17 protein-coding genes and 1 tRNA gene are annotated in these 20,218 nt (G+C 60.7%); 7 read left to right on the top strand and 11 right to left on the bottom strand.

Going from position 1 to position 20,218, the window contains the following annotated elements:
- Window positions 1–213 precede the first annotated feature (213 nt).
- The gene (locus tag HK439_RS08860; protein ID WP_190291040.1) at window positions 214–585 is read right to left on the bottom strand and encodes a hypothetical protein; all 372 of its coding nucleotides are present in this window, start codon (window positions 583–585) and stop codon (window positions 214–216) included.
- Between the two features lie 129 nt (window positions 586–714).
- Between HK439_RS08860 and HK439_RS08855 the strand changes: the two genes are divergently transcribed.
- The 4 genes from HK439_RS08855 to HK439_RS08840 all read left to right on the top strand — a co-directional run bounded on the left by HK439_RS08855 (window position 715) and on the right by HK439_RS08840 (window position 6,572).
- Entirely contained in the window at window positions 715–1,689 is a 975-nt protein-coding gene (locus tag HK439_RS08855) for a cation diffusion facilitator family transporter (protein WP_190291039.1), read from the top strand.
- A gap of 69 nt (window positions 1,690–1,758) precedes the next feature.
- Complete coding sequence (locus tag HK439_RS08850; RefSeq protein WP_190291038.1) at window positions 1,759–2,091, top strand: TraR/DksA family transcriptional regulator; 333 nt, start codon at window positions 1,759–1,761, stop codon at window positions 2,089–2,091.
- A gap of 145 nt (window positions 2,092–2,236) precedes the next feature.
- Window positions 2,237–3,415, top strand: coding sequence for an efflux RND transporter periplasmic adaptor subunit (locus tag HK439_RS08845; protein WP_190291037.1), 1,179 nt, complete (start codon window positions 2,237–2,239; stop codon window positions 3,413–3,415).
- A 34-nt stretch (window positions 3,416–3,449) separates the two neighbouring features.
- Window positions 3,450–6,572 (top strand): efflux RND transporter permease subunit, encoded by a 3,123-nt coding sequence (locus tag HK439_RS08840; protein ID WP_190291036.1) that lies wholly within the window; start codon window positions 3,450–3,452, stop codon window positions 6,570–6,572.
- A gap of 10 nt (window positions 6,573–6,582) precedes the next feature.
- Here HK439_RS08840 and HK439_RS08835 read toward each other — a convergent pair whose 3' ends face one another.
- From HK439_RS08835 to guaA, 3 genes are all read right to left on the bottom strand, one after another.
- Window positions 6,583–7,305, bottom strand: coding sequence for a GNAT family N-acetyltransferase (locus tag HK439_RS08835; protein WP_190291035.1), 723 nt, complete (start codon window positions 7,303–7,305; stop codon window positions 6,583–6,585).
- Window positions 7,306–7,364: 59 nt separating this feature from the next.
- On the bottom strand, window positions 7,365–8,084 hold the full coding sequence (locus tag HK439_RS08830) for a hypothetical protein (RefSeq protein WP_190291034.1): 720 nt from the start codon (window positions 8,082–8,084) through the stop codon (window positions 7,365–7,367).
- 148 nt (window positions 8,085–8,232) lie between these two features.
- Window positions 8,233–9,789: a glutamine-hydrolyzing GMP synthase gene (guaA, locus tag HK439_RS08825; protein ID WP_190291033.1), complete on the bottom strand. Its 1,557-nt coding sequence runs from the start codon at window positions 9,787–9,789 to the stop codon at window positions 8,233–8,235.
- Between the two features lie 266 nt (window positions 9,790–10,055).
- Between guaA and HK439_RS08820 the strand changes: the two genes are divergently transcribed.
- On the top strand, window positions 10,056–11,120 hold the full coding sequence (locus HK439_RS08820; protein WP_190291032.1) for a tetratricopeptide repeat protein: 1,065 nt from the start codon (window positions 10,056–10,058) through the stop codon (window positions 11,118–11,120).
- A gap of 6 nt (window positions 11,121–11,126) precedes the next feature.
- Here the strand turns inward: HK439_RS08820 and HK439_RS08815 are convergent, their stop codons facing one another.
- The 4 genes from HK439_RS08815 to HK439_RS08800 form a co-directional block, all read right to left on the bottom strand.
- Window positions 11,127–12,419, bottom strand: coding sequence for an RsmB/NOP family class I SAM-dependent RNA methyltransferase (locus HK439_RS08815; RefSeq protein ID WP_190291031.1), 1,293 nt, complete (start codon window positions 12,417–12,419; stop codon window positions 11,127–11,129).
- A gap of 51 nt (window positions 12,420–12,470) precedes the next feature.
- Window positions 12,471–13,973 (bottom strand): IMP dehydrogenase, encoded by a 1,503-nt coding sequence (gene guaB / locus HK439_RS08810; protein ID WP_190291030.1) that lies wholly within the window; start codon window positions 13,971–13,973, stop codon window positions 12,471–12,473.
- Window positions 13,974–14,162: 189 nt separating this feature from the next.
- Window positions 14,163–14,873 (bottom strand): RlmE family RNA methyltransferase, encoded by a 711-nt coding sequence (locus tag HK439_RS08805; protein WP_190291029.1) that lies wholly within the window; start codon window positions 14,871–14,873, stop codon window positions 14,163–14,165.
- The gene (locus tag HK439_RS08800) at window positions 14,870–16,504 is read right to left on the bottom strand and encodes a Ppx/GppA phosphatase family protein (protein ID WP_419247581.1); all 1,635 of its coding nucleotides are present in this window, start codon (window positions 16,502–16,504) and stop codon (window positions 14,870–14,872) included. Before HK439_RS08800 ends, HK439_RS08805 begins: the two co-directional genes overlap by 4 nt.
- A 297-nt stretch (window positions 16,505–16,801) precedes the next feature.
- Here HK439_RS08800 and HK439_RS08795 point away from each other — a divergent pair.
- Window positions 16,802–16,875: transfer RNA gene (locus tag HK439_RS08795), tRNA-Gln, on the top strand.
- Window positions 16,876–17,123: 248 nt separating this feature from the next.
- Here the strand turns inward: HK439_RS08795 and HK439_RS26870 are convergent.
- Entirely contained in the window at window positions 17,124–17,624 is a 501-nt protein-coding gene (locus HK439_RS26870) for an ATP-binding protein (protein ID WP_328804124.1), read from the bottom strand.
- Here HK439_RS26870 and HK439_RS08785 point away from each other — a divergent pair.
- The gene (locus HK439_RS08785; RefSeq protein ID WP_190291027.1) at window positions 17,614–18,201 is read left to right on the top strand and encodes a hypothetical protein; all 588 of its coding nucleotides are present in this window, start codon (window positions 17,614–17,616) and stop codon (window positions 18,199–18,201) included. The two genes, HK439_RS26870 and HK439_RS08785, sit on opposite strands and share 11 nt — an antisense overlap.
- 49 nt (window positions 18,202–18,250) lie before the next feature.
- Here the strand turns inward: HK439_RS08785 and HK439_RS08780 are convergent, their stop codons facing one another.
- Both HK439_RS08780 and HK439_RS08775 read right to left on the bottom strand, forming a co-directional pair.
- Complete coding sequence (locus HK439_RS08780; RefSeq protein WP_190291026.1) at window positions 18,251–18,907, bottom strand: hypothetical protein; 657 nt, start codon at window positions 18,905–18,907, stop codon at window positions 18,251–18,253.
- Window positions 18,908–19,093: 186 nt separating this feature from the next.
- A complete protein-coding gene (locus tag HK439_RS08775) occupies window positions 19,094–19,681 on the bottom strand; it encodes a toxin-activating lysine-acyltransferase (RefSeq protein WP_190291025.1) in 588 nt (195 codons plus the stop codon).
- Window positions 19,682–20,218 lie beyond the last annotated feature (537 nt).

The raw sequence follows: 20,218 nt of genomic DNA, 5'->3' as shown, positions 1-20,218 counted from the left end.
AAACTCCCCAGAAACCGGCGCTCCCCGGCCGGTTTACAATCGCCATTTCGCATGCCAACTCCTGATCGCTTATGCCGTTCGGTCCACATAATCGCACGGCCTTGTTCACGCAAGAGATAGTTTCATATTTTTGAAACTTTGATAGCGCATTGATTTAACTCAGAAACGGAAACTTTTTTCCGAACCGGTTCCGACACCCACGATATCCATCACTCATTCAGGCAGCGGAAAGATCACCCGCAGGCCGAAACCATGAACGGAATCGCGCGCCCGGACGACCACCTGGTCAAGCGTATCCGGAATGCGGACCCCGCTCAACGAGCGGGTGAAAGGCTGTTCATTTACATGGGGATGAGCCAGCACCCTCTCTGCGAGGATTTTCCCGTCAGGTGTCTCGATCCGCCACAAATTGGCATAGTGGTCCCATCCCTCGTCCGCATGGTGCAAGGTGACGTCGAAACGCCAGGTTCCATCTGCGCTGCGGTTGGCTTCGACCTTGACGACACTGACTTCACCGGCTCGGGATGATGTGGCCCAAAAAGCAGCAACCAATGCCAAAAGACCCGCTCGAATGAACTGACGCATTGCCTTTCCCCTTCTTCGTCTTGAAACTGATGCCATGCTTTTTTACCGGGAACGGGACGGGAACCGGGTTCACGACGTCGTCATCGGTACAGCCTTACCGGCCTATCGGACGCATACGGAGACAAATTGATGGCCGGACATGGCTCGAAAAAAGTGATTTATGCCGCTCTGGCCGGCAACACGCTCATTGCGGTGACGAAATTCGCGGCGGCTGCCTATACCGGCTCGTCGGCGATGCTTTCGGAAGGCATCCACTCCCTGGTCGATACCGGCAACCAGGGCCTGTTGCTCTACGGGATCCGGAAGTCCAAGCAGCCGGCGGACAAGCGGCACCCCTTCGGCTATGGCGCGGAACTCTACTTCTGGTCTTTCGTGGTGGCGATCCTGATTTTCGCGGTCGGCGCAGGGGTTTCGATCTACGAAGGCATTCAGAAGGTAATCCATCCCCATCCGGTCAGCGACCCTTATGTGGCCTATATCGTGCTCGCCCTCGCGATGATCTTCGAGGGCGGCGCCTGGCTGATCGCCTACAAGGAATTCAACCAGGCCCGCGGATCGAAAAGTTTCGCCGCGGCCATGCACGAATCCAAGGATCCCACCGTTTTCACGGTGCTGTTCGAGGATACGGCTGCCATGCTCGGACTGGTCGTAGCCTTCATCGGCCTGCTCGGTGCGCAATTCCTGAACATGCCCTGGCTCGACGGTGCAGCCTCCATCGGCATCGGCCTGATCCTGGCCGGGACGGCAGCCCTGCTTGCCTATGAGACCAAGGGGCTCTTGATCGGCGAAGGCGCGTCTCCCGAAATCGTCAACTCGATCAAGTCGATCGTCGCGGCGGCTCCCGCCGTCCATTCCCTGAATGAAATCCGCACCCTGCACCGGGGGCCTCAGGACATTCTGCTGGCGCTTTCGCTGGATTTCGAGGACAGCGTCAACGTCGGCACCGTGGAAGACACGATCTACGCCCTGGAAATCGCAATCAAGAAGCAGAATCCCTCCGTGACCCGTCTGTTCATCGAAGTCCAGGCCAGGGAACATCACCAGGAAATGCTGAAGGCGGAACGGGAGCAGCGCGACGCCCCGCCGCCCATCAGTGACAGCTAAACTGGCATGTGACCGCCTTTCAAGGCCGTCGCCGAACGGTTAGGATGGATTACCGGGGATAGCCAACTTATGCCTTTTGACGAAAAAACCGCCCGAAGCCGCCTGCTGACTCTGAAACAGGAACTGGAACAGCTCAGCGAGATGTCGGAAGACGCCCGCGCGACCGTCGAACTCGACCAGCAGTCGGTCGGGCGGCTTTCGCGTATGGACGCGCTGCAGGGACAGGCGATGGCGCAGGCCTCCGAACGTCAGCGCAGGACCGATCTTGTCCGGATCGAGGCGGCGCTGAAACGTCTCGAGGAAGGCGACTATGGCTACTGCCTGGACTGCGGCGAGGAAATTCCCGAAAAACGGCTGGAAATCGACCCGGCAGCCGCGCTTTGCGTCAGTTGCGCAAAATAATGCCCCGACCGGCTGCGATCGCGGACATTTCGTTACATTTAATTGATTGATTTTCCGCGTGCAGTTCGCGCTATTTCGGATCATATATTCTGTGCCGCCGAAATGTATTCGCGGCACGAATGTTTCACGCCGGACGGGGAAGTGAATGGCAGCCTGGAGACAATTGGCGCTTATCCTGATTGTAAGCGTTGTTGCGGCCGGACTATGGGCCCGGTTCTATCCAGGCGCCGGTGACCGGCTCGACCGCTGGGGCGTCGACTGGCTGCCGTTTGAGACGGCCAAGGTGAAACGGGCCGGACCCGGGGAAAAGAGAAAGGGGCGCGGCGGACCGCAGGGTGTTGTCGCGACCGCCCCGGTCGTCGAACTGACCATCAACGACCGGCTTTCGGCGATCGGCACCGGCCGCGCTGCCCGCTCGGTGGAAGTCAGCCCTTACGCGACCGGCCGGCTTACGGATATTCTCGTAAAATCGGGAGCGACCGTGACACGGGGTCAGGTGCTGGCCAAACTCGATTCCGACGCTGAGGAAATCGCTGCGGAACGGGCCGCCCTGGCCGTTCGCGACGCCGAAGCCCGCCTTCAACGGATGAAGGCACTGCAGAAAACGAACACCGTCACGGCCGTACAGGTGACCGATGCCGAGCTTGTCGTCGACAACGCCCGCCTCCAGTTGCGCGAAGCGAAGCTGGCCCTGTCCCGACGCTCCATCGAATCCCCGATCGCCGGCATCGTCGGCATCCTGCCGATTACCGCCGGCAATTACGTCACCTCCCAGACCGTCCTCGCCATGGTCGACGACCGCTCGGAGATCCTCGTCGATTTCTGGATACCGGAACGCTATGCGTCGGCCGTGGCCGTCGACATGCCACTGACGGCCACGTCGGTCGCCCGCCCCGGCGAGACCTTCGAAGGCAAGGTCAGCGCCATCGACAACCATGTCGATTCCGCCAGCCGCACGCTTCAGGTGCAGGCGAGCCTGCCGAACGAGGCCGACCGGCTGAGAGCCGGCATGTCCTTCCTGGTCGCGATGCGCTTTCCCGGAGACCAGTATCCGGCCGTCAGTCCGCTTGCGGTGCAGTGGGGATCCGACGGCGCCTACGTCTGGGCGGTCCGTGACGGAAAGGCCGCACGCGTGCCCGTGCAGATCGTCGAGCGCAATACCGACAGCGTCCTCGTCGATGCCGAGCTGACCACCGAGGACGAAGTCGTCACCGAAGGCCTTCACCTCGTTCGACAGGGAGCCGAGCTGAACGTCGCCAATCAGGAGAAAGCCCCCTCTCCGCCCCCTTCTGCGGAACCGGCGACGGCCGCGCAAGGTTCGTGATGATTGGGGCTCGTGATGGTGGGGAGGCTATGACATGAATATCGGCCGCAGACCCGAACTCGGTTTGACCGCGCTTTTCGTACGGCGCCCGGTGTTTGCCTTCGTCATCAACATGCTGATCGTGGTGGCCGGCCTTGCCGCCTTCTTCGGCGTGGAGATCCGCGAACTGCCGGATGTCGACCGGCCGGTCATCACCGTGCGGACCACGTATCCGTCCGCGGCGGCCGAGACGGTCGACCGGGAACTGACCGGCGTGATCGAGGGCGCCGTGTCGCGCGTCTCGGGTGTCAAGTCGATCTCTTCCACCTCCTCCTACGGAGACAGCCGGGTTACGGTCGAATTTTCCGATGACGTCAACCTGGATACGGCGGCATCGGACATGCGCGACGCCCTCGGCCGCGTCGCCAATGACATTCCGGAAGATGCCGATCCGTCCCGGATCATCAAGGCCGACGCCAACGCTTCTCCTGTCGTGCGTCTCGGGCTGACCTCGGACCGGACGTCGGTCGAGGACATGACCGTGCTGGTCGAGGACGAAATTTCCGATGCGCTCGCCGCCGTTCCCGGTGTCGCCGATGTCCAGGTTTATGGCGACCGGGAGAAGATTTTCCGCATCGACATCGACCAGGCCAAGATGGCGAGCCTCAATCTCACCATTGCCGATGTTGCCAAGGCGCTGTCGTCCATGGCCTTCGACACACCCGCCGGATCGCTGACCAGCCGCGACCAGGACCTGATCGTCCGCGCCACCGCGTCGGTCAACACACCGGATGCTTTCGAGCGCATGATCATCAATCGCCGCGCCCGGCTCGGCGACTTCGCAACCGTCACGCTCGGGCCGGATCTCGGCCAATCGCAGCTCAGGGCCAACGGCAAGTCCGGGATCGGCATGGGTATCGTCCGCGCGGCCCAGTCGAACACGCTGGAAATCTCCGAAGGCGTTCGCGCCGCGGCGGCCCGTATCCAGGAGAACCTTCCCGAAGGCATGACGATCGAAGTGACGAGCGATGATGCGACCTTCATCAACGGCTCGATCCACGAGGTGGAAATCGCGCTGATCATCTCCGTCAGCGTCGTGCTCCTGATCATTTACCTGTTCCTGTGGGACTGGCGGGCCACGCTCATACCGGGTGTCTCGATGCCCGTGGCGCTGATCGGCACACTCGCGGCGATCTATCTCGCCGGCTTTTCGGTCAACATCCTGACGCTTCTTGCGCTGGTTCTGGCGACCGGCCTTGTCGTTGACGATGCGATCGTGGTTCTGGAAAACATCGTCCGCCGGCGCAATGAAGGCATCGGCCCGCGGGCGGCCGCGGTGCTCGGCACCGACGAGGTGTTTTTCGCGGTGATTGCCACGACGGCAACCCTCATTGCGGTTTTCGTACCGCTGTCCTTCCTTCCCGGGCAGACCGGCGGACTGTTCCGAGAATTCGGCTTCGTTCTGGCCATCGCGGTTTTCCTGTCGTCCATCGTGGCCCTATCGCTGTGCCCGATGCTGGCGTCGAGGATCCTCAAGTCCGGGTCCGATCATTCCGGACACGGCGGGCTGACCGGGGGCCTCGGCCGCGTCCTTTCTGCCCTTTACAGGCGTTGCCTGCGCGCCTGCCTCAACGCGCCCCTGGTCGTGGTCGCGGTGTCGATCCTTTTTGCGGCCGCCGCCGGACTGATGTTCCCCATGCTCAAGTCGGAGTTGACGCCGCCTGAAGACCGGTCGCTGGCATTCCTGAGGATTTCCGCACCGCAGGGCGTCAGCCTCGATTATCTTTCCAATCAGATCCAGACCATCGAAGGGCTCCTGCAGCCGTTCCGGGACGCGGGCGAAGTTTCCAGCACGTTTTCCGTTGCCGGCTGGCGCGGCTCCTCCAATCAGGGCTTCATGGTGCTGCGCCTTGCGCCTTGGGACCAGCGCATCCGGTCGCAGCAGCAGATCGTTTCGGATATCAACGCCCTGGTGCGAAAGGTCCCGGGCGTCAGGGCCTTTGTCTTCCAGCCCAACAGTCTCGGCATTCGCGGCGCCGGCTCCGGATTGCAGTTTGCCATCGCCGGCAGCAATTATGCGGAGCTGGGCGAAACGGCCAGTCGTGTCGTGGCCGAGATGGAAAAGGATCCGCGGTTCCGGCAGGCACGGCTGACGACCGAGGCAACCCAGCCGCAGCTTTCGGTCTCCATCGACCGGGAACGCGCATCGGATCTCGGCATCGACATCAACGGCCTGGGCACCGCCATGCAGGCCATGCTGGACGGACGCAAGATCGGCCAGGTGTTCATCGACGACCGGGCCTTCGATGTGAAATTCGTTTCCACGACCAACCCGATCAACGATCCGACGGACCTGGAAAACATCTTCATCAAGACGGGTGACGGGCGTTTCGTTCCGGTTTCGACAATCGCTAGCCTTGTCGAAAAGGCCGTTCCGCCGTCGCTCTCCCGGGAACAGCAGATGCGCGCGGTGGGGATTACCTCCGGCCTGGCTCCCGATTTCGCGCTCGGGGAAGCCTATCAGGTGGCCCAGGAAATCGCGGAACCGCTTCTGCCGCCCGGATCGCGCATCATTCCATTGGCCGAAACGGCCACGCTTGGCGAGCAGTCGTCGAGCATGGCCCGCACCTTCGGCTTTGCGATCGTCATCATCCTGCTGGTGCTCGCCGCCCAGTTCGAGAGTTTCGTCAGCGCGCTGATCATCATGGCGACCGTGCCTCTCGGCCTCGCCTGCGCGGTCTTCGCCATGCTCCTGACCGGCACCACCCTCAATGTCTACAGCCAGATCGGACTTGTCCTGCTGGTGGGCATCATGGCCAAGAACGGTATCCTGATCGTGGAATTCGCCAATCAGCTGCGGGACCGGGGCCAGGGGGTGCGCGAAGCAATCGAGAATGCCGCCAATGTCCGCCTCAGACCGGTGATGATGACGATGATCTGCACCATCGTCGGCGGTGTGCCGCTGATCCTGGCGGTCGGCGCCGGGGCTGAAGCCCGTATCGCGCTTGGATGGGTCATTGTCGGAGGTCTTGGCCTGGCGACCCTGTCGACCCTGTTCCTGACGCCTGTCGCCTACCTGCTGCTCGGGCGCTTTGTTACGCCCAAGGTCGAAGAGGAAGAGCGGCTGCACCGGGAGATCGATGCCGCCAAGTCCATCGAAGCTGCACCGGGCGAATAGCCGGACCAGGTTATCCGGCGAGCACCGGATCCTTGATATGGAGCAGCGGCTCGGTGAGACTGGAAAGCGGGACCTTCTGCTTTCCGTCGGCGCCGAAATTATCCGGGCTCAGATAGGCTTCGAACGCCCTGGAAAGGGCTGGCCACTCCTTGTCGATGGCGGCAAACCAGGCTGTATCCCGATTGCGTCCCTTCACGACGGTCGCATGCCGGAAAATACCCTCATAGGACAGCCCGAGCCTTTGGGCCGCCCGCCGCGAGCCGGCGTTGAGCGCATTGCATTTCCATTCGTAGCGGCGATAGCCGGCCTCGAAGGCCCATTTCATCATCAGGTACATGGCTTCGGTGGCCGCCACCGTCTTTTGCAACAGCGGGGAAAAATTGATGTGGCCGACCTCGATGGACCCGTCCTTCGGGCTGATGCGCAGGAAACTGGCGACGCCGCAGACCAGGTTCCGGTCGAGGCGTTCGATGGCGAAGAAGTAAGGATCCTTCTTCCCTTCGAAGTTTTTCACCCAGTCCTTGAAGCCGTCCAGAGTGTCGAAGGGCCCGTAAGGCAGATAGTCCCAAATCCGGCCTTCCCTATCGGTCCGGAACGCATTGAAAAGCGGCTCGGCATGTTCTGCCGAAGTCATCGGCGTGAGCGCGACATGGCGACCGGCAAGACGAAGATCCGTCGGCGCGTCTGGTTCACGCCAGCCGGTCAAGTCTTCCGCAAGATCCCTGTCAGCCATGCTCTCGGCCTTCCAACAATTACCCGCTGATCAATGCGCCTTCGGATACAGGCGAATGCTCAGAAGTTGTTCCTGAAATCTTCCCTGCTGACCCAGTCATTGACGATACGGTCTGCCAGCAAGGGGGCAGCCCGGCCTTCATCGAGAAGATGGTTCGCCGGATCGGGGTTTGCAAAAGCCTCGCTTAACAGGCCCCTGCCAAAATCCATCGTTTCCACCGTGATATCGATGTAATAGACGCCCAGTTTCCGGGCCAGGCTCTGCAACCGCCCATTGTAGACCAGGGTCAGTGCCGTCCTTTGGTATTGGGTCGCATTCACTTCCGCGCGTGCGCCCTTCAAATACTTTTTCTCGGTGTCATCGGGAATGGTCGGCAGAACACTGCCGAAAATACAGACCTGTTCCGGATGGTATTTGGGCAGGATGTAGGTCGTTATGAATTTCTCGTAATTCTTCAATGAGCGGTCGAGCTGCTCGAAAATCGAGACGTTGCTTTTTTCCGCGTGGTACCAGAACACGAAACCGCAGTCGACTTCGCCCAGCATCAATCCCACGTAGTCGTACTTTCCCTCTTCAAGGTCCATCAGCTTTTCCTTGAAGATATCCATGCCGTCGAAACTTGCGTTCGGATTGACGGCGCCCTGCGGGGTAACACCGCCGACACAAAGGACGTCGATATCCAGTTCCCTGTCTTCGGGGATCTCACTGAACTGGTACCGAACGCTGACACCATTCAGTTGTTGGACATAAATATCGCCAAGCAACAGCAATCGACTCATTTCGCTACCCTTTGCTTATGTGTCGAAACAAGCGGACCTTTCCATCCCCGGCCGGCACCAAGGCCGATGGCAGATGGACAAAATTCATCCACCTTTGTGACCGGTTCGATTTGAAGGCATCCGGAACCCGGAAGGCTTCTGTCACGTCTTATTCCCACTCGATCGTTCCCGGTGGTTTCGACGTGATGTCATAGGTGACCCGGTTGATACCCTTCACCTCGTTGATGATCCGTGTGGCCGTTTCGCCCAGGAAATCATGGCTGAAGGGATAGTAATCCGCCGTCATGCCGTCTACGCTGGTCACCGCGCGCAAGGCGCAGGCATAGTCATAGGTCCGTCCGTCGCCCATGACGCCGACGGTGCGCACCGGCAGGATGGCAACGAAGGCCTGCCAGATCTCGTCATAGAGACCGTGCTTGCGGATCTGGTCGATATAGACCGCATCGGCCTGGCGCAGGATGTCCAGCTTGTCTCGGGTAATCTCGCCCGGGCAGCGGATGGCAAGCCCCGGCCCCGGGAAGGGATGCCGGCCGATGAATTTTTCCGGCAGGCCGAGTTCGCGGCCAAGGGCCCTCACCTCGTCCTTGAACAGTTCGCGCAAGGGCTCGACCAGTTTCAGGCCCATCTTTTCCGGCAGGCCGCCCACGTTGTGGTGGGACTTGATCGTCACCGACGGGCCGCCGGAGAAGCTGACGCTTTCGATCACATCCGGATAGAGCGTGCCCTGGGCCAGGAATTCCGCGCCTTCGATTTCGTTGGCGTGCTTCTGGAAGACGTCGATGAACAGCCGGCCGATGATCTTGCGCTTGGTTTCCGGATCGGACTGGCCTTCAAGCTCGCCGAGGAACAGCTTGCTCTCATCCGCATGAATGAGCGGGATGTTGTAGTGATCCCGGAACATGCTGACCACTTCATCGGCTTCGTTCAGGCGCAGAAGGCCGTGGTCGACGAAGACGCAGGTCAGCTGGTCGCCGATCGCCTCGTGGATCAGGACCGCCGCCACCGAGCTGTCCACGCCGCCGGACAGACCGCAGATGACCCTCTTGTCGCCGACCTGCTCGCGGATCTTGGCAATGGCATCCTCGCGATAGGCGCCCATGGTCCAGTCGCCGGTGAAGCCCGCGATCCTGATAAAGTTCTCATAGAGCTTCCGGCCGTTCGGCGTGTGGTGTACTTCCGGATGGAACTGGACGGCATAAAAGTGGCGCGACGGATCGGCCGTAATCGCGAAGGGCGCGTTCGGAGAAGTGCCGTAGACTTCGAAACCCGGAGCGATCTCGCTGACGTGATCGCCGTGGCTCATCCAGACCTGTTCGCGCTCGTCCTCGAACCAGCCGTTCAGGAGATCCAGCTTGCCGTCCTTGGGAACCACATAGGCCCGGCCGAATTCCGCCGTCTTGTGCCCGCGCTCGACCTTGCCGCCGAGCATCTGCATCATGGCTTGCTGGCCGTAACAGATCCCCAGGATCGGAACACCCAGATCGAACACGGATCTGGGCGGCATGGGCGCCCCTTCATCGAAGACGGAGCAAGGCCCCCCGGAGAAAATCACCGCCCTGGGCGAGAACTCGGCCAGAAAGGCATCGGTGACGTTCTGATAGGGGTGAATTTCGCAGTAGACTTTCAGCTCGCGCAGGCGCCGGGCGATTAGCTGGGTGACTTGTGAGCCGAAATCGATGATCAGGAGACGGTCATGCTGGGTCATGGCAAGCTTCTAATGCGTTCCGATTGGAAATTGAACCACCAATAACAACGGCTTCCCGCATTTTCGCTGAAAATATCGGGGAAGACGCCGTAGATGCGACCCTTCGCCCTAATCCCTCCCAATCCATTGGCCAGGATCACCGCCAAGCACCAAGAAGCCGTTTGATAACGTGCGATTCGCTTTTGACGGTTTCCGATTGCGCTCCTAGGCTTGATATCATCAGTGGCGCCGAACCACCGGTTTGCGCAAAATGTAAGGACAATTTCATGACATCTTCGGCCAGGCGTGCCTTTGAACATGCATTGTCCCTGGAACGTGCCGGAGATGGCGAGGCCGCCCTCGCCGCCTATCTCGAGGCGCTCGATCTAGCGCCCGACGATGTGGAGATCGCCTACCGGACCGCAACGGCCCTGTTGCGCGCCGGCATGCTGGAAGAAGCGGTCTCCCAGCTCAGGCGAATCGTCTTTGCCGAACCGGCCCACTCGGCCGCCCGGGCCAACCTGGGAAACTGCCAGCTCCTGCTCGGCGATCTGGACAACGCGGAAATCAATTTCCAGGAGGTCCTGGAGGGCGCGCCAGACAATCACAATGCGCTTTACGGCCTGGCGACCGTCCGTTTGCAGCAGGACAAGGCGCAGGAAGCCCTCGCTCCCGCGCAACGTCTCGTCGACCTCCTACCAAACAGCGCCCCTGCCCAGACACTCTACGCCCAAAGCCGCGCCCGCGATCCGCAGCCATCCGCAGCCATAGCAGCCTTCCGGAAGGCCATTCAACTCGATCCGGCTTACGTCCCGGCGCTCACCGGTCTTGCCGAAGTCCTGATCCGGGCACGGCGCTTCCCCGAGGCGATCACGCTCGGTGAAGAAGCCCTGGCCCTTCAACCCGGCAACGCCGACACATACCGCATTGTCGCCGGGGCGCATCTGGCGGCCGGTGATTTTGCCACCGCAAGGGATGTGCTCCTCAAGGCGCTGAGCCTGAAACCGGGGGACGCTGAAGTGCTCACGCGCCTCAGCATCGCGAGCCGCAAGCTGGAAGATTACACGGCCGCCCTTCTGCATGCCTGGCAGGCCCATGTTAAACACCCGACCGGCAAGGAGGCCGGCAATGCACTGGGGTCCGCGCTTGCCGCCCTCGGGCACCCCAAGGATGCCAAGGCCGTCCTGACCGCGATCGCACAAAAGCGCCGACTGGAACCGGACGTCGAGAGCCGGATCTCCTCGCTGTGTGCGAAGATCGAAGCGCGAGAGCGCAGCGGAAAGGCCGTATCCGGACAGGCAACTACCGAAACAGCCGCTCTCGAACCGGATGCAGAGAACTCGGCGGACTAGGCTGCTTCAGCCGGTCTTTTCCAGCAACGCCAGGAAAAACCCGTCCGTCTGCGTCGTTGCAGGGGTCAGCATGATGTCGCCCCTGTCATTGGCATAGGCCGGCTCGGCGACACCCGGCAGACGGGTACGCCAGGTTTCCAGGGCCGATACGGGAGTGAAGCCTGTGTTCTGCGCCAGAAACCAGGTGACCTGATCGGCATTTTCTCCGGGCAACAATGAGCAGGTCACATAGGCGATCCGCCCGCCCGGCTTGACGTATTGGGACGCGTTCGCAAGGACCTTGCGCTGATCCTCGATGCGATCCGCCAATGCCTTTTCCGACAGGCGCCATTTGGAATCCGGCCGTCTGCGCCAGACGCCCGTTCCGGTGCAGGGCGCATCGACAAAGACCAGATCCATTTCCCCGGCAAGAGCTTCCAGCCCGGCATTTTTCGGATCCCGGACCTGGACATTGCGGGCGCCTGCCCGCTGAAGCCGTTCATGGATCGGCGCCAGACGCAGCCGGTCGGCGTCATAGGCGTAGATCTGGCCGCGGTTTTCCATCTGCGCCGCCAACGCCAACGTCTTGCCGCCACCACCGGCGCAAAAATCCAGCACCTGCATTCCCGGCTCCGGACCGGCCAGCAGCGAAACCAGCTGGCTCGCCTCGTCCTGCAGCTCGAACCAGCCCTTGCGATAGCCTTCTTCAGCCTGCACATGGGGCATGCGCGCCGCTCCCGGCTTCGGCGCAATCCGCATGCCGACAGGCGACAGCGGACAGGCGACGGCGCCCGAATGCGCAAGGCGTTTCAGAAGCTTTTCACGGTCGGATTTCAGCGTGTTGACCCGAAGGTCGATCGGCGCACGGCTGGCGAGTGCCTGCCCTTCCGCGATCGCGTTCTCGCCGAAAACCTGCTGGAACTGCGGCCAGAGCCAGTCAGGGACATCGGCAGCGGCTGCCCCGTCCGGTTCCTGCTTGGGCTCGCCGGCAAGGCTTGTCCGCTCCGCGTCGCTCATGGCTTCCGGGGCATGCTGATCCTCGGAAAGGACGGTTTCCAGCCGTTCCAGGCCGTTTTGCCACGTCAGCGCATAGGTTGCCAACACCAGCAGACGCGGGCTTTCCGAGCCCACCCGCCAGGCAAGGCTTGCCTTGTGGCGCAGGGCGTCGAAAACCAGGTTGCCGATGACCGTCCGGTCGCCGGAACCGGCAAACCGGTGCGCGTTTCCCCAGTCCTTCAGGGCATTTTGAACCGGGCGATGGCGGGTCTCGACTTCTTCGAGAACCTCAATTGCCGCAGATAGGCGTCCGCCATCCTTCATGAAAAACTCCAGAAAGCCATCCGCAATCAGATCGATGGCACCGAAACGGTATTACACATTCGAGGGATAGTTGGGGCTTTCGCGCGTGATGGTCACATCATGCGCATGGCTCTCGCGAAGTCCGGCTCCGGAAATGCGCACGAACCGCGCCTTTTCCTGGAACTCCTCAATCGTCTTGCCGCCCACATATCCCATTGCCGCGCGCAGACCGCCTGCCAGCTGATGCAGCACGCTCGACAACGGCCCCTTGTAGGGCACCTGCCCCTCGATTCCTTCCGGCACGAGCTTGAGCGTATCGCGCACTTCCGCCTGGAAGTAGCGGTCCGCAGAACCGCGCGCCATGGCGCCGACCGACCCCATGCCCCGGTAGGATTTATAGGAACGCCCCTGGTGGAGATAAACTTCTCCGGGGCTTTCCTCGGTTCCGGCAAGCAGGGACCCGACCATGACGGAGGATGCACCGGCGGCAATTGCCTTGGCAAGGTCACCGGAATATTTGATCCCGCCGTCGGCGACGACCGGAATGTCGTGCTTGTTGGCTTCTTCCACAGATTCCAGGATGGCCGTGAGCTGGGGAACACCGACGCCGGCCACGATGCGCGTGGTGCAGATCGAGCCCGGGCCGATACCGACCTTGACCGCGTCCGCGCCGGAATCGATCAGGGCCTTGGTGCCTTCCGCCGTCGCCACGTTGCCGGCCAGCACCTGAACCGAATTCGACAGGGTCTTGACCTTGGACACCATTTCCAGAACACGCGCGGAATGGCCATGCGCGGTATCGACGACCACCATGTCGACGCCGGCATCGACAAGACGTTCCGCCCGCTCCATGCCTTCCGTGCCGACGCTGGTCGCGGCTGCCACGCGCAACCGGCCCTGGTCGTCCTTCGACGCGTTCGGGTTGAGCTTGGCCTTTTCCATGTCCTTGACGGTGATGAGGCCGATGCAGTTGTTGTCGCCGTCGACCACCAGCAGCTTCTCGATCCGGTGCTGGTGCAAGAGGCGCTTGGCCTCTTCCTGGGTGACGCCGTCGGAAACGGTGACCAGGTTCTCCCGGGTCATCAGTTCATAGACCTTCTGACCCGGGTTCGAGGCGAAGCGCACGTCGCGGTTGGTGAGGATCCCGACCAGCCTGCCGGTGTGCTGGCCGCCCTGCCCGCCGTTTTCCACAACCGGCACGCCGGAGATCCCGAAGCGTTCCATCAGGTCGAGGGCATCCTGCAGGGTTGCGTCCGGACCGATCACCAGCGGATTGACCACCATGCCGGATTCGAACTTCTTCACCTTGCGGACCTCTTCGGCCTGCTGGTCGAGTGACAGATTGCGGTGGATGACGCCGATCCCGCCGGCCTGGGCCATGGCAATGGCAAGCCGGCCTTCGGTGACCGTATCCATTGCGGACGAGATGATCGGCAGATTGAGAACGAGGTCCTTCGTGACCCTGGAGCGGATTTCCGTCTGACCCGGCATGACTTCCGAATGCCCGGGGATCAGCAGTACATCATCGAAGGTGAGCGCTTCCATTCCGGTCGACGGGACAAAGAATGAGGCCATTGCCAATTCCCCCTGAGCTAGTGGGCATGAGTTAATGAGCATTTGCGACGCAGGAATGGTGGTGTTCCTGCATCTGACGATTCGCTTCGGCTTTGCCGGAGAAGTTGGCGCGGGTCAATAACATGCAGGTGACAGGAAGAAAAGCCCCTGCCCCGCGAAACCGGCTGCAAGTTTGCCGCACCCTGAACCCTAGCGGTCGTCGTCCTCGCTCATACCGCGAAAGCCCTTGGCGATCACATAGAGCTCAGGGCTCTCCTTGCGGCTCGCCGGCGGCTTGATATGGGCAACGCTCTTGAACTCCCGCTTCAGGTCGGCAAGGAGCGCGTTTTCCGTGCCGCCGCGGAAGACCTTCGCGAGGAATGAGCCGCCCGGCACCAGATTGCGGCGCGCAAAATCGATGGCGATCTCGAAGAGATGGGTCGTGCGCAAGTGATCCGTCTGGCGGTGACCGGTCGTGGGCGCCGCCATATCGGAAAGAACGACATCCGGCTTGTGGCCGCCGAGCGCTTCCAAGAGGGCGTCCGGCGCATCTTCGTCCAGAAAATCCTTTTTCAGGAAAACTGCGCCGCGGACATGGTCCATGTCGAGATAATCGATACCGACCACCTTCGGCGCGTCCACGCTCGACTGCACCCGTTCGACCGCGACCTGGCACCAGCCGCCGGGAGCCGCGCCCAGGTCGACGACCCGGTAGCCGGGCTTGAGAATCCGGTGCTGGTCGTCGATCTCGATCAGCTTGTAGGCCGCGCGCGAGCGGTAGCCGTCGGCCTTGGCCCGGCGTACATACGGATCGTTCAACTGCCGCTGCAGCCAGCGGGTGGAGGATTCGCGCCGGCCGGCGGCGGTTTTCACACGCACACTCAGGCCCCGGTCTCCGGATCCCCGTTTTGATCGGCTCATGATTTGCCTCTTTGACGGCCCGTTTGCCGGCCGTTCGTTTTTCTTCTCGACCACACACCATCGGCGGCCATCAGTTCTGTCAGAATGCCTTCGCGCAGGCCCCGGTCGGCGACACGCAGCCGGGAACAGCTCCAGCGGCGGCGGATCGCCTCCAGGATGGCGCAGCCGGCAAGCACTAGATCGGCACGATCCGCGCCAATACAAGGGTTCTCGACGCGCTCTTCGTAGGGCATGTCGCGCAGACGATCAATCATGGCGCCGACCTGGGTGTTCTCCAGCCAGGCCCCGTCGACCCTCCTGCGGTCATAGCGCTTCAGCCCGAAATGGACACCGGCAAGCGTCGTTACCGTTCCGGACGTGCCGAGCATGTGAACCCGGCCGGACGCGATCGCCGCCGTCAGTTCCTCGCCGAGGCTGAAAGCGGCCAGGTGCCCGGCCGCATCGGCCACCATGGCCTCGAAGATATCCGGCGTGACATGCACGCCGCCGTGACGTTCGGCGAGATTGACGACGCCGACGGGCAGAGAAATCCAGGAGCGGATAAACCGGGTCAGGGCGTAGCCGCGCGCACCGCAGCGGTTGCGCAGGTCCAGCCAGACGATTTCCGAAGACCCGCCGCCGATGTCGAACAGGATGACCCCTTCCGCCTCCTGATCGACCAGCGAAACGCACCCGGCCACGGCAAGCCGGGCTTCGGTCTCCCGATTGACGATTTCAAGGGCAAGCCCGGTTTCCGCCTGGACCCGCGAGATGAACTCGGCCCCGTTTTCCGCGGCCCGGCAGGCTTCGGTCGCAATCAGCCGCGACCGCTCCACACCCCGTTCGGCAAGCTTGCGGTGACAATTGGCAAGGGCATCGATCGCCCGGTCCATCGCCGCGTCGCTAAGGCGCCTGTGGGCGCCGACGCCCTCGCCGAGCCGGACGATGCGCGAATAGGCGTCGACGACCCGGAATCCGCGCTCCTCGGGCCGTGCGATCAACAGACGGCAATTGTTGGTACCAAGGTCCAGCGCCGCGTAGAGCTTGCGGTTCTCCTGGCGGGCAACCGGACCGCGGCTTCGATTCGCAGGCCCCGGCCTCGGCCCTCGACCGCGCCCGTCCGGCTGGCCCTTTCCATGGACCGGCCTCCGCCGTCCGGGCCCGGACGGCCGCAAATAAGCGCCGTTCTCCGTGGGGGCCTGCGGAGCTTCCGAATTGCCGGGCTTGCGATCAGTGGCGATCTCCTTAGCCGCGAATTTCTCAGGCAGCTCCCGGCCCGCGCCGCCGTTCTTGCCCCCGCGTTTGCGGTTGCGCCGCCGTTTCGCCTTCTGCCCCTTCGCGCTCGGGGGACTGTCGGGCGAATTCCGTCCGTCAGCGGACACCTCCGCCCTCGCCTGCAAACCACCGTTTGCAGCCCCGGTCTCTGCCTGAAGTGCCGATGCGAAGCCGGAGTCCGCCTGTCCGCCGGTGGATGCCGCTGCTGGCGGAGCGGGACGTTTTGCCCCGTTTTCCGCCGCGCCGTGCATCTTGCCGCTACGCCGCCTGCGTCGCCGGCGTTTGGACCGCGTTTGCGCCTTGACGGCGCTGTCGATTCCGGACGCATCAGGGGCACCACGCCCGGTATCGGGCGGTTCCTGACCTGACTGTGTCACGTTTCAGCCTTTCGGCACGAAGCCCGGGCGCAAGCGCCCCGCCTCATGCATATCTTTCGTTGGTGAAACTGTAACAGGTTGTCTGTGCGGCGAAAAGCGTCAGATTTTAATTAAGGGGCATCCGGCTCCCGGCCCAACGTGACGGTGAGACCGGACACTTGAAAAATGCATCTGCCCTGTTGCATCATGCCCCAAGTTGGATATATACGCTGCCTACACAACGTTGGCGCCTTGGCCCGCACGGGTCGAAACCGCCATAGAGCGCCTCGACGAATACCGTCTCTTTGGCGCTCCAGTTGGGGAATAGGTTAACGGTAGACCCGCGGACTCTGACTCCGTTAGTCCTGGTTCGAATCCAGGTTCCCCAGCCAACTCTTCCATAAGTTATTGATATCATTGAGATAATCGGTTCGGGGAATCCGTACTCTCAGTCATATCGACCAAGTGATGCCCAAAACTGGTCCCCGGAACTGGTGCCCATTGGCGCCGTCCGGCACAAGGAATATGGGCTATGGCTCGTCGACATGACGTTCAAAATCTCCTGCGCCGCGGAAACATCTGGTACTGGCGCCCTCGCCTTCCGGTCTCCCTTTCTCAATCAGACCTTAACCAGAAGCTGTCATTCAGCCTGAGACAATCGGATCCGCTCGCGCGCTTCCTCGTCCGGCAACGGGATCAGCACGGTTCGTTCCAGCCGCCCGGGACGCAACAACGCCGGGTCGATCCGATGAGGGTGATTGCACGCTCCGACGACAACGACACCTTCACGGTCTTCGACGCCGTCCAGACATTCCAGAAGTCCATTGATCTTCTCAATGATGTAGAGCGCGTTGTCTCCGCCCGCAGTGGCGCGGTCGCCGACAGAGTCGAACTCGTCGATGAACAATACGCAGGGCGCCTTCTTTCTGGCCTCCGCGAACGTGCGGCGCATGGCCTTGAGCAGGTCGCCGAGATGTCCGGCCGCCTGCCACTGCGCCAGCGAGCTTGCTACCAGGTTGGCGACAGCAGCCTGCTTTCCAGCGATCGCAGGTGAATCTGACGTCTTGAAGAACCAAGCTATGCGATGTTTCGCACCACCCGTTACATTTGATGCCAGACGTCTAACGGAAATGTTGGTCAAATTAGGTGCCGGCGGCAATGTCGAAGAGGTCAATGTTCAAAAATACGAGCCGGCAGACGATGCCGGACTGGCGTTCGCAAAGTCTGCGGTTCGGGCGATTGTAAGGTGCGGTCCATATGAACCCAAAAACGAACAGATCCTTGTCCGTTTTTCTTGGCCGGGCGATGTTGAGAAATCGGGTCCTAAAATCACATTTCCAAAGAAACCGACCGACAACCCGTTCGGCAGCGGCGACGTCGAAGCTTCAGCGAGCCCTTCGATTGAACAGATGAGTAAAACTGTACATTCCGCGAGCGCTAGCGATTGGTGGAGCTTCAATAGAAGTTTCGATGGAACAGAGTATTCTACTGATACGAAAAAGACAGTACCGCTCCATACAGAAACTGCTTACGTTGGAACCAGCAAACAAGATGCACGATTTTATTTATCGTGCATAACAGCATCCAATCGCCCTGATCACATTGGCCAAATGTCGCTGGGTTACTCTCCTGACAAAGCGCGAACTGAAGAGGGAGTGCGGAAAGCAGGAATAAAATACTTTGAAAATTGGTTTATTAGGATGAGGGTAGACGATTGAATGAATTGCTGTTTAAATAATCGCTCACGACTCTATTCCCCCATCCCCGTTAGTCGTCATCGACCACCGCGCAGCGATGCCGCCGCAGAGTGCGTGTTACCTTTGCCTCTTTCAGCGCTGCCTCCAGAGGACCGCTGATGAAAAATGCTCCATACAAACCGGGGTCGTACCAGAGGTCGCATCCTTCAAGCGCAGAATGCGCGACCGCGATTTCATTATCTTTCGGTAAACCAACCCTGGCTTTCCCGCTCGGCCAATGGTCGGGAAATCGATACCCACCCATAGACTTCTCAGGCAGAAAGGCATGCTTGTGGCAGCCTATGTTGAGGAATAACCATGGGCCCTCGATTTTCTCGAAGCGGTTGCCTTGATAAAGGTCAACTGGCGACAGGTCGGTATCACCAATTTCGAACCCGCGGAGCACTTCGGCAAACTTCCCCGAAACGATGAGAGCTCCCTCGATATTGAAAAATTCCGGAAGTTTTTTAAAACGCGTATCCTGATATTTGCCGTAGGCTTCCCGTGGCAATTCATCGTTTGCGAGCTTCAGGCCTTGGCGATATTTTTCCTGAATTTCTCCCCAGCGGTACATTTCGACTTTGTAGTCCGGCGAACTCTGCTCGGGTAGAAGCGTAAATCGCTTTACGATAGTAGAATTTAGATAGCTATCGCAGACCCAAACCTTGCCTTCTCCCTTTGCCATCATTCAGCCCTCCCAAAGGTTGGGAACCGTCTATGGTCACGAAGGGGCCAATCCCCGCCAGCGCGTATCGCGGCATTTTCCATCTGTAGAATTTTCCGCTGGACTGTGGAAAAGATAGCAGCCGTCATTTCAATGCCTTTCAATCTGGAGTCATTCGTTCTGCTGTTAGAGCAGTCCGTATCCCCAGCCTCAAGCTTCACTTTCTTTAGACGCCGCAAACACCTTGATTCCCGCCCCGGTCTCCTCGTCCAGCTTTTCTTGCAGCTTTGCCTGAAGCTCCTTTGGACCGAGGCTCAGCACCAGCCACGGAATATCGCCGCTGGTCCAATCACCCGGCGCGAGCCGCAGCGGCGCGCCGGCCTTTTTCTGAGCCTCAAGCTTCTGGTCAACCTCTTCCGACACCTTCGCCCACAACACGAGGGCGAGCGGGACGGTCAGGCCGGCCTCGTTTCCGGCCTTATCCTTCACCTTGCCGCGCGCACTCATCATCTGGTTCGCCGCCAGGGCCGGCAGTACCAGCCATTCCAGGTCCGCGAGCGATAGATGCCGGCATTTGGGATCGCGCATCAGGAGCCCGACCACCTCTCCGAAACCCGCGTTGAGGTTTTTCACGGCCTGGGCGATCTGGACGTTGTTCCCCGTCTTTCCCGAAGATCCCGGCGAACTCTTACCCTCGCCGGATGGCTCCATTGCTTCCCGCGGCCGCACCATGCCGCTGGAGCCCGTCGCCGCTTCAGCCGATGTCGCCGAAGAAGCTGCTTCCACCTGTTCCGTCATCAAACCCTGCCCGTCACCAACTGCCAAAGCTTGTCGCGTTCATTCGAATTCACACGACACGCTTTATCTATCTGTGGACGCACGTCTTATTGCGAAAAACCGGTAGCCACTTTTTCGCGACGTGCTTTGTGCCGGAGATATCCGCGAAGCATGAATCCCTGTTAAGGAACAGCTTCCCTCCGGCATAAACTCACCGGGCAGAAGGCTGCAAAATTTACCAATGATTGTAAATGGAATTTTTGCCCGTAAAAGTTGGAGTGCGTTTTATGACATCCGGTTGGAGGGCAAATGTTGAGGGGCAACTTCTGGAAAGTGCAACCTGAAATGCATCTTTTCACGTCGCTCCAGACGAAGCAATCCCAGCGATTGATACGGGATAATATGTACCCGGCTTATTACGCGATTAAGACCGACGGAACGGCGGGCGTAATGTTTCTCGACGGAAAAATTCGGCTGTGGAAAACGCCTAGATAGCGCTACCGACTGACCGCGACTTATGTCCCGCCATGAGCAGTTTGGATCCCGAGATTAAAACGC

The organism is Roseibium aggregatum (assembly GCF_014692675.1).
Taxonomy (GTDB): Bacteria; Pseudomonadota; Alphaproteobacteria; order Rhizobiales; family Stappiaceae; genus Roseibium; species Roseibium aggregatum_C.
Note: the sequence above shows the minus strand (reverse complement) of the source record. Positions and strands in the feature narration are given on the sequence as shown.

What these genes read in the sequence shown, in the direction of transcription:
- HK439_RS08860 (WP_190291040.1), bottom strand. Translation starts at nt 585, where the DNA reads ATGCGTCAGTTCATTCGAGCGGGTCTTTTGGCATTGGTTGCTGCTTTT.
- HK439_RS08855 (WP_190291039.1), top strand. Translation starts at nt 715, where the DNA reads ATGGCCGGACATGGCTCGAAAAAAGTGATTTATGCCGCTCTGGCCGGC.
- HK439_RS08850 (WP_190291038.1), top strand. Translation starts at nt 1,759, where the DNA reads ATGCCTTTTGACGAAAAAACCGCCCGAAGCCGCCTGCTGACTCTGAAA.
- HK439_RS08845 (WP_190291037.1), top strand. Translation starts at nt 2,237, where the DNA reads ATGGCAGCCTGGAGACAATTGGCGCTTATCCTGATTGTAAGCGTTGTT.
- HK439_RS08840 (WP_190291036.1), top strand. Translation starts at nt 3,450, where the DNA reads ATGAATATCGGCCGCAGACCCGAACTCGGTTTGACCGCGCTTTTCGTA.
- HK439_RS08835 (WP_190291035.1), bottom strand. Translation starts at nt 7,305, where the DNA reads ATGGCTGACAGGGATCTTGCGGAAGACTTGACCGGCTGGCGTGAACCA.
- HK439_RS08830 (WP_190291034.1), bottom strand. Translation starts at nt 8,084, where the DNA reads ATGAGTCGATTGCTGTTGCTTGGCGATATTTATGTCCAACAACTGAAT.
- guaA (WP_190291033.1), bottom strand. Translation starts at nt 9,789, where the DNA reads ATGACCCAGCATGACCGTCTCCTGATCATCGATTTCGGCTCACAAGTC.
- HK439_RS08820 (WP_190291032.1), top strand. Translation starts at nt 10,056, where the DNA reads ATGACATCTTCGGCCAGGCGTGCCTTTGAACATGCATTGTCCCTGGAA.
- HK439_RS08815 (WP_190291031.1), bottom strand. Translation starts at nt 12,419, where the DNA reads ATGAAGGATGGCGGACGCCTATCTGCGGCAATTGAGGTTCTCGAAGAA.
- guaB (WP_190291030.1), bottom strand. Translation starts at nt 13,973, where the DNA reads ATGGCCTCATTCTTTGTCCCGTCGACCGGAATGGAAGCGCTCACCTTC.
- HK439_RS08805 (WP_190291029.1), bottom strand. Translation starts at nt 14,873, where the DNA reads ATGAGCCGATCAAAACGGGGATCCGGAGACCGGGGCCTGAGTGTGCGT.
- HK439_RS08785 (WP_190291027.1), top strand. Translation starts at nt 17,614, where the DNA reads ATGTTGGTCAAATTAGGTGCCGGCGGCAATGTCGAAGAGGTCAATGTT.
- HK439_RS08780 (WP_190291026.1), bottom strand. Translation starts at nt 18,907, where the DNA reads ATGATGGCAAAGGGAGAAGGCAAGGTTTGGGTCTGCGATAGCTATCTA.
- HK439_RS08775 (WP_190291025.1), bottom strand. Translation starts at nt 19,681, where the DNA reads ATGACGGAACAGGTGGAAGCAGCTTCTTCGGCGACATCGGCTGAAGCG.